Source organism: Candidatus Pantoea bituminis (assembly GCF_018842675.1).
In the GTDB taxonomy this organism is placed as follows: domain Bacteria; phylum Pseudomonadota; class Gammaproteobacteria; order Enterobacterales; family Enterobacteriaceae; genus Pantoea; species Pantoea phytostimulans.
Window position 1 is genome coordinate 1,100,843 of the sequence record NZ_JAGTWO010000004.1, and the last position, 12,791, is coordinate 1,113,633.

The window sequence follows — 12,791 nt, forward strand, 5'->3', positions numbered from 1 at the left end:
AAAAACAACTCCGCCAGCATGAGCTGACGGAGAAAAGAGTTAAGCGGTCAGACGCGCAGCGTCTTGGGCAATGACCAACTCTTCGTTGGTCGGAATCACCAGTGCGGGACGCGTACCTTCTTTATTAATGTAACCTGACTTACCAAACCGTGCCGCCAGGTTGCGTTCGTGATCAACCTCAAAACCGAGCAGACCCAGTTTTTTCAATGACAGTTCACGCACCATGGCGGCGTTTTCACCAATTCCACCGGTGAATACCACTGCGTCCAAACGGCCTTCCATCAAGGCGGTGTAGCTGCCGATATATTTGGCAAGACGATGACAGAAAACGTCCATCGCGCGCTTAGCATCTTCTTTGGTTTCGTAATTATCTTCAACATAACGGCAATCGCTGGTGACTTCGGTCAGGCCCAGCAGGCCAGATTCTTTGGTCAGCAATTTATTGATGGCATCTACGCTCATGCCCAGCGTGTCATGCAGGAAGAAGATGATAGCGGGATCGATGTCGCCGCTACGTGTTCCCATGACCAGACCTTCAAGCGGGGTCAAACCCATTGAGGTATCAACGCACACGCCATTGCGGATAGCTGACACAGAACCGCCGTTACCCAAATGGCAGGTGATAACGTTGAGTTCTTCCAGCGGTTTATTAAGCATTTTTGCTGCTTCATGGCTGACATAGAAGTGGCTAGTGCCGTGCGCACCATAGCGACGGACGCCATGTTCTTTATAAAGTTTGTAGGGAAGAGCATAAAGATATGACTCTTCCGGCATTGTCTGATGGAAAGCTGTATCAAATACCGCGACATTCTTATCGGACAGGTGCGGGAAGTTTTTCATCGCTTCATCAATACCGATAAGGTGCGCGGGATTATGCAATGGAGCGAAAGAAGAAGCATCTTTGATGCCCTGAACCACATCTTCAGTAATAATGACGGATTGGGTCAGTTTCTCGCCGCCGTGAACTATGCGATGACCAATTGCAGCGATTTGTGCCGAAAGCTCTGGTTTTTGTGCCAGAATGGTTTTAACAATGTAATTGAGTGCTTCACTATGCGCCGCGCCAGCACCTAATGGTGCTTCCTGTTTTTGACCATCCAGTTTCCATTTAATACGTGCCTCAGGTAAATGGAAGCATTCTGCAAGGCCAGAAAGGAACTCGTCACCGCTGGCAGGATTTAGGATGGCAAACTTCAGAGAAGAACTGCCGCAGTTCAGGACCAGTACTAGCTTACTCGACATGGAAGTACCTATTTGTTAAAAGTGGCTAAAAAAACGCAGTCAGACTATCAGCGTAGCCCATGAAAGCTGGTAGATTAATGATAAACATCATGCGCTAGTCAAACGATGACTTTACGCAAAAAATTTCGGTAATTTTACGCAAAAATTTGAAGTCTATTTGTCGAAACAGGACTCAGGCCATTTCCCGGTGGTGCTAGCCGCTTCCAAAACCGTATCGAAACGGCGTCAGAATAGCTGGAGTCCTGTTTAAAGACAAAAACATTTGAAGGATGTTACGTAAAGTTGTGTGGTTATAACTATCTTTTAAAGTTTGCAGTAATAGTTGAGGTCCGCTATGGCGAATGAATCTGGCAGTACCAGCTGGTTCCGTATTTTTCAACGCGGCCAGCACTATATGAAGACCTGGCCAAGTGACAAACGCCTTGCGCCAATATTTCCTGAAAATCGCGTGTCGACGGCAACCCGCTTCGCCATTCGTTTTATGCCGCCCCTTGCGGTGTTCACCTTGACCTGGCAAATTGCGTTAGGCGGCCAGCTTGGGCCCGCTGTTGCAACTGCGCTGTTTGCCTGCACGCTACCCATGCAAGGCTTGTGGTGGCTGGGTAAGCGATCTGTTACACCTTTGCCGCCCACGCTACTGAACTGGTTTCATGAAGTTCGCGCCAGGCTGGAGGAGGCGGGGCAGGCAATTGCGCCGGTCGAGGGCAAGCCAACGTATCAGGCATTAGCTGATGTTTTAAAACGCGCCTTTAAACAGCTGGATCGCACCTTTCTCGACGATCTTTGATTGGACATGGGTTCTTCGCAGGTAAGAATTCGCCTGGAACCCGCGTCTAAATCAAAGAAAAGTGATGCTGTCATACCTGTATTGCTAACCCTGTGTAATCATTTCTCTATCGTATAAAACTTAAGCGCCTTTTAGGCCTCGGAGTAAATGATGGAAATGACCCATGCACAGCGATTAATCCTGACCAATCAATATAAAATTATGGCGATGCTGGAACCTGAAAACGCCGAACGCTTCCGTCGCTATCAAACTATCATCGAACGAGGTTACGGCTTACAGATGCGTGAGCTGGATAAAGATTTCGGTGAGCTCACTGAAGAAACCTGCCGCACCCTCATTGATATCATGGAGTTGCACCACGCGCTGCATGTTTCCTGGTCAAACCTCAAGGAAAAAGAGCAGCTTGAAGAGCGCCGCCTGGCCTTTCTCGGCTTTGATGCAGCCACCGAAGCACGTTATCTCGGTTATGTCCGTTTTATGGTCAATACCGAAGGACGATACACCCAGTTTGATTCAGGCACGCACGGCTTCAATGCACAAACGCCAATGTGGGAAAAGTATCAACGCATGCTAGCTTTGTGGCAGACTTGTCCTCGTCAATACCATTTGAGCGCGAATGAAATTGCGCAAGTAATCAATGCCTGATGAGGAGTGACGTGTGACGTACAGCGGTTTTTTGTTTGATTTAGATGGCACTTTAGTGGACTCATTGCCTGCAGTAGAGCGCGCGTGGAGCAACTGGGCAGCGCGGCAGGGTATCGCGGCAGACGACGTTCTGGCGTTCATTCATGGCAAACAGGCAATTACGTCGTTACGTCATTTTATGGCTGGTCAGTCTGAGGAGGCTATTCAGGCTGAGTTTTTGGCGTTAGAACAAACCGAAGCGAAAGACACGGATGGCGTACAGGCATTATCTGGCGCTAAGGCGCTACTGTCTACGCTGAATGAATTGCAAATTCCTTGGGCAATTGTGACGTCAGGTTCCGTTCCGGTCGCCCACGCACGCCATAAAGCGGCTGGATTACCGCAGCCTGCCGTTTTCATCACCGCTGAACAAGTCGTGAAAGGCAAGCCAGAGCCCGATCCTTACCTTTTAGGTGCAAAGAAATTAGGCTTATCGCCTGACGTATGCGTCGTCGTTGAAGATGCACCAGCCGGCGTTTTATCAGGTCTTAATGCGGGATGCGCCGTGATTGCAGCTAATGCACCAGCGGATACGCCACGTCTTAATGAAGTGACAATTCAGCTGACATCACTGGAATCATTAGTCGTGACGAAATTGGCTGACGGTCAATTTACATTGAGTACACAGAACTAAGGGGCGGCTAAGGCCGCCTTTATTACAGCGGCGTGTCCTGTGAAATTTCATCCAGCGACAGGCTGAAGCTAGGAATGAACACCTCTACAAAATAATCCATTTCTGGCGAACGGCGCTGCGCTAACGTTTTTTCCAGCCGTGCTTTCGCCAGTAAAAACTCATTGTTACCTGCAGATAACTCCTCCAGGCATTTTACATAGGCGCAAAGTGCGTCCGCCTGCTTTACTACCGCTTGTTCTTCAGCGCCATGCAGATGTTCATCAATCAGCGGGCGGTAAATGTCCTGGAACTCTGCCGGCAGCATTTCAATCAGTTTTTGCTGTGCAATTTTCTCAATTTTTTTATATTCATGGGCAATCTGCGCATTGTAATACTTTACTGGCGTGGGCAAGTCGCCAGTTAATACTTCACTCGCATCGTGATAAAGCGCCAGCATTGCAATGCGATCTGCGTTGAGATTGCCATTAAATTTTTTATTTTTAATGACAGCCAAAGCATGCGCCACCATGGCTACCTGCAAGCTATGCTCGGAGACATTTTCCGTGCGCACATTGCGCATTAACGGCCAGCGATTGATGAGTTTGAGTCGGGAAAGATGAGCGAAAAAATGGCTTTGAGTCATGAATGATCCTGTTTGCAGGCAGGGGAAAGACCAGCTTTCCCCGAAATAGAAACAGTATACGCGGGCGTGATTACTGACGGTAGCCTTGCAGGAATCGGCCAAATTTATTGATCGCCATCTCTAGATCGTCAACGCGTGGCAGCGTCACGATACGAAGATGATCTGGCCAAGGCCAGTTAAAGGCGGAGCCTTGTACTAACAACACCTTTTCTTGCAGTAAAAAATCCAAAACCATTTTTTGGTCGTCAAAGATATTGAATTTTTTTGCATCAATACGCGGGAACATGTAAAGCGCACCTTGCGGCTTCACACAGCTGACGCCGGGAATATCATTAATGAGTTCCCAGGCACGCTGGCGCTGCTCATATAAACGTCCGCCCGGTACAATAAATTCGCTGATGCTTTGGTAACCGCCTAATGCAGTCTGAATGGCATGTTGTGCCGGAACGTTGGCACACAGGCGCATAGACGCAAGCATCTCCAGCCCTTCGATATAGCCTTTAGCATGCTTTTTCGGACCGTTTAATACCATCCAGCCTTGGCGGAAACCGGCAACGCGATAGGTTTTAGAGAGTCCGTTAAAAGTTACGGTCAGGAGATCGGGTGCCAGCGCAGCGATTGAGTGGTGTTGCGCGTCGTCGTAGAGAATCTTGTCGTAGATCTCATCAGCGAAAATAATCAGGTTATGCTGACGCGCGATTTCAACCACTTCCAGCAGCAACTCTTTGCTGTATACCGCACCGGTAGGGTTATTCGGGTTAATAATCACAATACCGCGAGTACGCGGCGTGATTTTGCTGCGAATATCGTCCAGATCAGGAAACCAGCCAGCTGACTCATCACAAAGATAATGCACTGCTTTTCCGCTGGATAGCGACACAGCCGCTGTCCATAACGGATAATCGGGTGCAGGCACCAGCATTTCATCGCCACTGTTTAGCAGCGCTTGCATGGCCTGAACAATCAGTTCAGAAACGCCATTGCCGATGTAAATATCCTCAACCGTAACGTCTCGCATATCACGCGCTTGATAATGCTGCATGATGGCTTTACGCGCTGAATAGAGACCTTTGGAATCACAATAGCCTTGTGAGCTAGGCAAGTTGCGGATGACATCGACCAGAATTTCGTCAGGTGCCTCAAAGCCGAACGGTGCTGGGTTACCAATGTTCAGCTTAAGGACTTTGTTACCTTCTTCTTCGAGACGCTTAGCTTCTTTTAAGACCGGACCGCGAATGTCATAGCAAACATTTTCCAGCTTTCCGGATTTATCAATTTGAAAAGTCATTATTACCGCCTTTATGGGCAGAATCCTTTTACCTGCCACTGAAATCAAACCAGCACAATGTACTCTCCTGCTGAACACAAAAGAAGGGTGCTAACCGGTTTTGGCGCGTTAAGCATCTTTTCATGCGAGCCGTGGCGCAAAAAATATTCTCAGTCGTTTAATTTAGTCAAATGAACTAATAATATTGTTTTATTTGGCATTTTTAACCAAGTAGTAAAAAGGGGCTGTAAAGTCATTAATCCAGATTTTTAATAGTGAATTTGCCATTTTCAATTTTTAAAAAAGGCTTGAGTAAGATAGATGCCAATTGAAATAGTTAAGCGATATTGCATTGATGGTTGTTTTGTGAGCAGTGGTGAATTGGTGCACTTATGTAATGTGATTTACAGCTGGTAATTATTGTCATTCATGCAGTGAATAACCAGAATTGTACGCTGTCGTAAGGTCCAGCGCGGGCGTAGCAAGGAAGACTTTAGGCATGTCTTCTCACTTTGTTTGTTTTTTCAGAAATGAAAAGGTTAAAAAATAGCCAGTAGTGTGGCAGGATAGGTGAGAAAGGGGTTACAACAAAATTTACAGCGCTTTTCACAAAAACATTTCCATTTTGACGTCAAAAATGATTAAGTATAATTTATTATTTGATGCCACTATTTACCGAGCATCATAAAAGTACGCCGTTCTTTTTTGTCCCGCAATCGCTGTTTCGGCGGGATTTAGACAACTACGCAGCTTACTGCATTTGCGCACCCAGCGCCTTCGGCTCAGAAGTTGTATCTGTCTAAACGATACTGCTTTGCCCAATTATGCGGGTTTGAGCTTTCGTTAATATTCGTTCGACCACTTTTTGTGGCAGTCTTCACACAGGACTGCCATTAAGCACCATTACCGCTTATCACTTTGATGAGATGTGTAATAACACCAGGGTAGTAGTTCGTAAAAATCTAATAAGTGAAGAAAAAACATGACTAATGCAAATCGTCCGATACTCAATCTCGACCTCGATCTGCTGAGAACTTTTGTGGCTGTTGCGGATTTGAATACGTTTGCGGCTGCAGCTGCAGCGGTCTGCCGAACCCAGTCAGCGGTCAGTCAGCAGATGCAACGTCTGGAGCAATTGGTAGGTAAAGAGCTGTTTGCCAGACATGGACGTAACAAACTGTTAACAGAACACGGAATTCAGCTCTTAGGTTACGCCAGAAAGATTCTCCGCTTCAATGATGAAGCCTGTACTTCTTTGATGTATAGCAATATTCAGGGTGTCCTGACCATTGGCGCATCTGATGATACATCCGACACCATTCTGCCGTTTTTGTTGAACCGCGTGACATCGGTTTATCCAAAACTCGCTATTGATGTCCGTGTTAAACGCAATCCATTCATGATGGAAATGCTGAATCAAGGTGAAGTGGATTTGGTGGTGACCACCTCCAGTCCAGGTAACTTTACCTATCAGGTTCTGCGTACATCGCCAACGTTGTGGTATTGCGCAGCGGATTACATTTTCCAGCGAGGTGAAGCTATCCCATTGGTTCTGCTTGACGAACCAAGTCCGTACCGTGATATGGCTATTGATCATCTCAACGAGGCGGGCATTCCATGGCGTATTTCGTATGTGGCTTCCACATTGGCAGCAGTACGTGCGGCTGTTAAAGCGGGATTGGGTGTAACAGCGCGTCCGGTAGAAATGATGAGTCCAGAACTGCGCGTTATGGGCGCTGCCGAAGGTTTACCAGTGTTGCCAGATACACAATATCTGCTGTGTCGTAATCCTAACAGCGATAATGAACTCGCATTGGCTATCTTCAACGCAATGCAGTCAACCAATGATCCCTACAATCTCAGCGCTAATCCAGACGGTACTTTATTACTGGATGACGAAGAGTAAATTCGCTGCTAATACTGGTTCTGGTTCCGTTTAGAGCAATTGTTAAAAGCGATCAAAATAAGCCTCTTGTTCTTTTATCAGAATGAGAGGCTTTTTTTATATCCCTTTCTCCTCATCGTATCCGTGATTTGTCCCCTTTTAACGCCCCGTAATAATCCTCAAATGAAATTATTTTCATTTTTACTGCTTGTTGAAACCTTCAATCCGAAAAAACGGAAAAAACATTCCAAAACGCCGTACTGATTGTTGGTTTTTAGTGCGTAAAGGCCAGAAGTGTGTCCTGGATCAAGAAAATACCCCTGCTAAGGGGAAGGAAAACGACGCGAATCCTGTCAAAATATGTTTGTTAAATGCACGATCCATGCATGTGAATACCCGCTACACTAAAATTAACCCTACAGACTGAAGCGATTTAGCTGGCATGAGGGGCATCATTTGTTAATAATATGATGCAGCTGTAAAATAATGTTTGGATACTTTTGTCAAAGTTGACAAAAGGTTATAGAAAGGAGTAAAAAACCCCATAAAATTGCTGCTTATTTGATAATGACGGCAAAGTTTATAAGGTTTTTCATCCTTCCCTTGAATCGATGTGGTGAGTTTGCTGCCAGAACCCGTGCAGGATGCCAGCGCCACTTTTGATGAGTAAGCAAAGAGTATGTCAACAACCACCGAAATCATCGCTCAGCATTGGGCGTTTATCGTATTTATCGTCATTGCATTTGGCCTTTGCGCTTTTATGTTGACCGGAGGATGGCTGTTAGGTGGCAGAGCACGCGCCCGCTACAAAGACACGCCTTTTGAATCTGGTATCGAATCCGTTGGTGATACACATCTCCGCCTTTCGGCGAAATTCTATCTGGTTGCGATGTTCTTCGTAATTTTCGACGTCGAAGCCCTCTTTTTATACGCATGGGCGACTTCAATCCGTGAAAGCGGCTGGGTCGGCTTTGTGGAAGCCGCAATTTTCATTTTGGTGCTCCTGGCGGGCTTGGTCTATCTGGTGCGCATTGGTGCGTTGGATTGGGCTCCTGCACGTCGCCGCATCGTGGTTAAGACCACCACGATCAGTCACACCAATCCTCACAAGCAGTAAAAGAGAGGCAATAAGATGGACTATACGCTCACCCGCATAGACCCGAACGGTGGTGACAACGACCGTTATCCTCTGCAAAAGCAGGAAATCGTCAGCGATCCGCTGGAGCAGCATGTTCATCGCAGCGTCTACATGGGCAAACTCGAAAATGCCCTGCACGATATGGTGAACTGGGGACGCAAAAACTCCCTTTGGCCGTACAACTTTGGTCTTTCCTGTTGCTACGTTGAAATGACCACCTCCTTTACCGCAGTGCATGACGTTGCGCGTTTTGGAGCAGAAGTTATGCGTGCATCTCCGCGCCAGGCTGACTTCATGGTGATCGCCGGTACGCCATTTACCAAAATGGCCCCGGTAATTCAGCGTTTGTATGACCAAATGCTGGAGCCGAAATGGGTGATCTCGATGGGGGCCTGTGCCAACTCTGGTGGCATGTACGATATCTATTCAGTGGTTCAGGGTGTGGATAAATTCCTGCCGGTAGATGTGTACATTCCAGGTTGTCCACCGCGTCCAGAAGCTTATATGCAGGCGTTGCTGCTGCTGCAAGAGTCGATTGGTAAAGAACGCCGTCCACTTTCATGGGTGGTAGGTGATCAGGGCGTGTATCGCGCCAATATGCAGCCAGAGCGCGAAAGAAAGCGTGGCGAGCGTATCGCGGTTACCAACCTGCGTACTCCAGACGAAGTTTAAGCTAACCGTACACGGATGGATTTAGCGCCCGCAGCATAATATTAAAATTTAATGCACGGCCCCATCCTGACGCCTTCATTTGAGCGCCTGATTACAGGCCGGAATGGTGAGTAACGTATGACAGATTTGACCACGCAAGATCTCGCTCAGCCAGCATGGCAAACCCGGGATCACCTGGATGATCCGGTGATCGGCGAGTTGCGTAACCGTTTTGGGCCGGATGCCTTTACCGTTCAGGCCACCCGCACCGGCATTCCGGTTGTTTGGGTGAAGCGTGAACAGTTACTGGAAATCACCGAATTTCTTCGTAAATTAGCTAAACCTTACGTCATGCTGTATGACCTGCATGGCATGGATGAGCGTTTACGTACCCACCGCGCAGGCTTACCTGCTGCGGATTTTTCCGTTTTCTATCATCTGCTGTCGATTGAGCGTAACCGCGACATCATGCTCAAAGTCGCTTTATCAGAAAACGACATGCACGTGCCAACCCTCACCAAACTTTTCCCGAATGCCAACTGGTATGAGCGCGAAACGTGGGAAATGTTTGGCATTACCTTTGATGGTCATCCGCACCTGACGCGCATCATGATGCCGCCAACGTGGGAAGGTCATCCGCTGCGCAAGGATTATCCTGCTCGTGCAACCGAATTCGATCCTTTCGAGCTGACTAAGCAGAAAGAAGATTTGGAAATGGAAGCACTGACTTTCAAGCCAGAAGAGTGGGGTATGAAGCGCAGTACCGCCAACGAAGACTTTATGTTCCTTAACCTCGGTCCAAACCATCCTTCAGCGCACGGTGCTTTCCGCATCATATTGCAGCTGGATGGTGAAGAGATCGTCGACTGCGTTCCAGATGTGGGTTATCACCATCGCGGCGCAGAGAAAATGGGTGAACGTCAGTCATGGCATAGCTACATTCCTTACACCGATCGCATTGAATATCTCGGTGGTTGCGTTAACGAAATGCCTTACGTGCTCGCAGTTGAGAAACTGGCTGGCATCGTCGTGCCGGATCGCGTGAATGTGATTCGCGTTATGCTTTCCGAGCTGTTCCGCATTAACAGTCATCTGCTTTACATCTCCACCTTCATACAGGACGTTGGCGCAATGACGCCCGTGTTCTTCGCCTTTACCGATCGTCAAAAAATTTACGATGTGGTGGAAGCAATCACCGGTTTCCGTATGCATCCGGCGTGGTTCCGCATTGGTGGTGTTGCGCACGATCTGCCGAAAGGCTGGGAACGTTTGCTGCGTGATTTCCTCGACTGGATGCCGAAGCGTCTGAAAGAGTATGACAAAGCAGCATTACGTAACTCCGTGTTGATGGGCCGCTCACAAGGTGTTGCCGCTTACAATATGGAAGAAGCGCTGGCATGGGGCACAACCGGTGCAGGTTTACGTGCCACCGGACTGGATTTTGACGTGCGTAAATGGCGCCCTTATTCAGGTTATGAAAATTTCGACTTCGAAATTCCTGTGGGCGCAGGCATCAGCGATGCTTACACGCGCGTGATGCTGAAAATGGAAGAGATGTGGCAGTCGCTGCGTATTCTGGAGCAATGCCTGAAAAACATGCCGGCAGGCCCGTTCAAAGCGGATCATCCGCTGACTACGCCGCCACCGAAAGAGCGCACGCTGCAGCACATTGAAACCCTGATCACCCACTTCCTGCAGGTTTCCTGGGGCCCGGTTATGCCAGCCAATGAATCCTTCCAGATGATTGAGGCGACCAAAGGAATCAACAGTTACTACCTGACCAGCGATGGCAGCACCATGAGCTACCGCACCCGCGTGCGTACGCCGAGCTTCCCGCATCTGCAGCAGATCCCTTCCGTGATCCGCGGCAGCCTGGTATCCGACTTGATCGTGTACCTCGGTAGTATCGATTTTGTTATGTCAGACGTGGACCGCTAATTATGCACGATCAACACATTGCCGTTAAAACGATCGACCCAAACGAGGTCTTCGTGCTGAGCGCGGAAGAGCATCACGCCATCGAGCACGAGAAACATCATTATGAAGATGCGCGCGCCGCGTCCATCGAAGCGCTGAAAATCGTGCAAAAGCAGCGCGGTTGGGTGCCGGATGGTGCGATTCACGCCATTGCTAAGGTGCTGGGAATTCCGGCCAGTGACGTGGAAGGCGTGGCGACTTTTACAGCCAAATCTTTCGCCAGCCGGTGGGCCGCCATGTGATTCGTTATTGCGACAGCGTGGTCTGCCATATCACCGGTTATCAAGGTATTCAGGCTGCGCTGGAACAGAACCTGAGTATCAAACCGGGACAAACTACCGCAGATGGCCGCTTTACATTGCTGCCAACCTGTTGTCTCGGCAATTGCGATAAAGGGCCGACCATGATGGTGGATGAAGATACCCACGTTCACTTAACGCCGGAAGCTATCGCCTCATTACTGGAGCAGTATCAATGACAATCAAACAGATCATTCGTACTGCCGAAACGCATCCGCTGACCTGGCGCATGCGCGAGGATAAGCAGCCGGTATGGCTTGAAGAATATCGCAGCAAAAATGGCTACGCTGGCGCAGAGAAAGCGCTAAATAGCATGGCGCCTGACGAAATTGTGGCGCAAGTCAAAGATTCTGGTCTGAAAGGACGCGGCGGTGCAGGCTTCTCTACCGGCTTGAAATGGAGCTTGATGCCGAAAGATGAGTCCATGAACATCCGTTACCTGCTGTGTAACGCCGATGAAATGGAACCCGGCACGTACAAAGATCGCCTGTTGATGGAACAGATGCCACATCAGTTGGTGGAAGGCATGCTGATCAGTGCTTTCGCGCTTAAAGCCTACCGTGGCTACATCTTCCTGCGCGGTGAATATATTGAAGCCGCAGTGAATCTGCGCCGTGCCATTGCGGAGGCCACCGAAGCTGGTTTCCTTGGTAAAAATATTCTCGGCACCGGTTTTGATTTTGAGTTAATTGTTCACACCGGCGCAGGACGTTACATCTGTGGCGAAGAAACGGCGCTGATCAACTCGCTGGAAGGTCGTCGTGCTAACCCGCGTTCTAAGCCACCTTTCCCTGCCAGCGCGGGTGCATGGGGTAAACCGACGTGTGTTAACAACGTTGAAACGCTGTCGAACGTGCCAGCCATCCTCGCCAACGGCGTAGAGTGGTACAAAGGCATTTCGAAAAGTGACGATGCTGGCACCAAGATGATGGGTTTCTCCGGTCGCGTGAAAAATCCAGGCGTTTGGGAACTGCCGTTTGGCATTACCGCTCGTGAAATTCTCGAAGATTATGCTGGCGGCATGCGCGATGGTTTGCGTTTCAAAGCCTGGCAGCCAGGCGGTGCGGGCACTGACTTCCTGACCGATGAGCATCTCGATCTGCCGATGGAGTTTGCCAGTATCGGTAAAGCGGGCAGTCGTTTAGGAACGGCGCTGGCGATGGCGGTCGATCACGAAATCAACATGGTTTCGCTGGTACGCAACCTGGAAGAGTTCTTTTCGCGTGAATCGTGCGGTTGGTGTACGCCTTGCCGCGACGGTCTGCCGTGGAGCGTGAAAATCCTGCGTGCGCTGGAGGAAAAGCAAGGCCAGCCGGGGGATATCGAAACCTTACTGCAGCTTTGCCGTCAGTTGGGCCCAGGCAAAACCTTCTGCGCACACGCGCCGGGTGCCGTTGAGCCGCTGCAAAGCGCGATTAAATATTTCCGTGAAGAGTTTGAAGCCGGCATTGCGCCGCAGGTGTTTGGCAATACCCGTTCAATCGGTGGTATCCAGCCAAACCTGCTGAAAGCACGCTGGTAATTCGCCGCAGCACACGGAACCAGGCCTTGCGCCGCTGTTCCTGACGCGTTCAGGAACAAGAATATGATTAACGCTCGTTTCTG

General features: G+C 49.0%; 11 protein-coding genes and 1 pseudogene. 9 read left to right on the plus strand and 3 right to left on the minus strand.

The features are described 5' to 3' along the window. Positions 1-39 precede the first annotated feature (39 nt). Positions 40-1,242: an acetate kinase gene (ackA, locus tag KQP84_RS08970; protein WP_215846093.1), complete on the minus strand. Its 1,203-nt coding sequence runs from the start codon at positions 1,240-1,242 to the stop codon at positions 40-42. A gap of 334 nt (positions 1,243-1,576) precedes the next feature. Between ackA and yfbV the strand changes: the two genes are divergently transcribed. From yfbV to KQP84_RS08985, 3 genes are all read left to right on the plus strand, one after another. Beyond that, positions 1,577-2,029, plus strand: coding sequence for a terminus macrodomain insulation protein YfbV (gene yfbV / locus KQP84_RS08975; protein WP_215846095.1), 453 nt, complete (start codon positions 1,577-1,579; stop codon positions 2,027-2,029). Positions 2,030-2,179: 150 nt separating this feature from the next. Beyond that, complete coding sequence (locus tag KQP84_RS08980) at positions 2,180-2,674, plus strand: YfbU family protein (RefSeq protein ID WP_215848236.1); 495 nt, start codon at positions 2,180-2,182, stop codon at positions 2,672-2,674. Positions 2,675-2,687: 13 nt separating this feature from the next. After that, positions 2,688-3,347, plus strand: a complete 660-nt coding sequence (locus KQP84_RS08985; protein WP_215846097.1) for a sugar phosphatase — start codon at positions 2,688-2,690, stop codon at positions 3,345-3,347. 22 nt (positions 3,348-3,369) lie between these two features. Here KQP84_RS08985 and yfbR read toward each other — a convergent pair whose 3' ends face one another. Together yfbR and KQP84_RS08995 are read right to left on the minus strand one after the other, a co-directional pair. Beyond that, a complete protein-coding gene (gene yfbR / locus KQP84_RS08990) occupies positions 3,370-3,969 on the minus strand; it encodes a 5'-deoxynucleotidase (protein WP_215846098.1) in 600 nt (199 codons plus the stop codon). Between the two features lie 70 nt (positions 3,970-4,039). Next, positions 4,040-5,257 carry a pyridoxal phosphate-dependent aminotransferase gene (locus KQP84_RS08995; protein ID WP_215846100.1) on the minus strand — a complete coding sequence of 406 codons (1,218 nt, stop codon included), beginning with the start codon at positions 5,255-5,257 and terminating at the stop codon, positions 4,040-4,042. 961 nt (positions 5,258-6,218) lie between these two features. On the opposite strand from KQP84_RS08995, the gene lrhA reads away from it, so the two are divergent. The 6 genes and pseudogenes from lrhA (at position 6,219) to nuoF (ending at position 12,708) form a co-directional block, all read left to right on the plus strand. Continuing rightward, positions 6,219-7,142: a transcriptional regulator LrhA gene (gene lrhA / locus KQP84_RS09000; protein WP_215846102.1), complete on the plus strand. Its 924-nt coding sequence runs from the start codon at positions 6,219-6,221 to the stop codon at positions 7,140-7,142. Positions 7,143-7,800: 658 nt separating this feature from the next. Next, positions 7,801-8,238, plus strand: coding sequence for an NADH-quinone oxidoreductase subunit A (locus KQP84_RS09005; RefSeq protein ID WP_215846104.1), 438 nt, complete (start codon positions 7,801-7,803; stop codon positions 8,236-8,238). A gap of 15 nt (positions 8,239-8,253) precedes the next feature. Beyond that, complete coding sequence (locus KQP84_RS09010; protein WP_215846106.1) at positions 8,254-8,931, plus strand: NuoB/complex I 20 kDa subunit family protein; 678 nt, start codon at positions 8,254-8,256, stop codon at positions 8,929-8,931. Positions 8,932-9,048: 117 nt separating this feature from the next. Continuing rightward, positions 9,049-10,848: an NADH-quinone oxidoreductase subunit C/D gene (gene nuoC, locus KQP84_RS09015; protein WP_215846108.1), complete on the plus strand. Its 1,800-nt coding sequence runs from the start codon at positions 9,049-9,051 to the stop codon at positions 10,846-10,848. A 2-nt stretch (positions 10,849-10,850) separates the two neighbouring features. Further along, a pseudogene (gene nuoE / locus KQP84_RS09020) lies at positions 10,851-11,365 on the plus strand (NADH-quinone oxidoreductase subunit NuoE). A 2-nt stretch (positions 11,366-11,367) separates the two neighbouring features. After that, complete coding sequence (gene nuoF / locus KQP84_RS09025; protein ID WP_215848237.1) at positions 11,368-12,708, plus strand: NADH-quinone oxidoreductase subunit NuoF; 1,341 nt, start codon at positions 11,368-11,370, stop codon at positions 12,706-12,708. The last annotated feature ends 83 nt before the right edge of the window (positions 12,709-12,791 follow it).

Excerpts from the sequence above, each read along its gene's own strand:
- ackA (WP_215846093.1), bottom strand. The coding sequence starts at position 1,242 with ATGTCGAGTAAGCTAGTACTGGTCCTGAACTGCGGCAGTTCTTCTCTG.
- yfbV (WP_215846095.1), top strand. The coding sequence starts at position 1,577 with ATGGCGAATGAATCTGGCAGTACCAGCTGGTTCCGTATTTTTCAACGC.
- KQP84_RS08980 (WP_215848236.1), top strand. The coding sequence starts at position 2,180 with ATGGAAATGACCCATGCACAGCGATTAATCCTGACCAATCAATATAAA.
- yfbR (WP_215846098.1), bottom strand. The coding sequence starts at position 3,969 with ATGACTCAAAGCCATTTTTTCGCTCATCTTTCCCGACTCAAACTCATC.
- KQP84_RS08995 (WP_215846100.1), bottom strand. The coding sequence starts at position 5,257 with ATGACTTTTCAAATTGATAAATCCGGAAAGCTGGAAAATGTTTGCTAT.
- lrhA (WP_215846102.1), top strand. The coding sequence starts at position 6,219 with ATGACTAATGCAAATCGTCCGATACTCAATCTCGACCTCGATCTGCTG.
- KQP84_RS09005 (WP_215846104.1), top strand. The coding sequence starts at position 7,801 with ATGTCAACAACCACCGAAATCATCGCTCAGCATTGGGCGTTTATCGTA.
- KQP84_RS09010 (WP_215846106.1), top strand. The coding sequence starts at position 8,254 with ATGGACTATACGCTCACCCGCATAGACCCGAACGGTGGTGACAACGAC.
- nuoC (WP_215846108.1), top strand. The coding sequence starts at position 9,049 with ATGACAGATTTGACCACGCAAGATCTCGCTCAGCCAGCATGGCAAACC.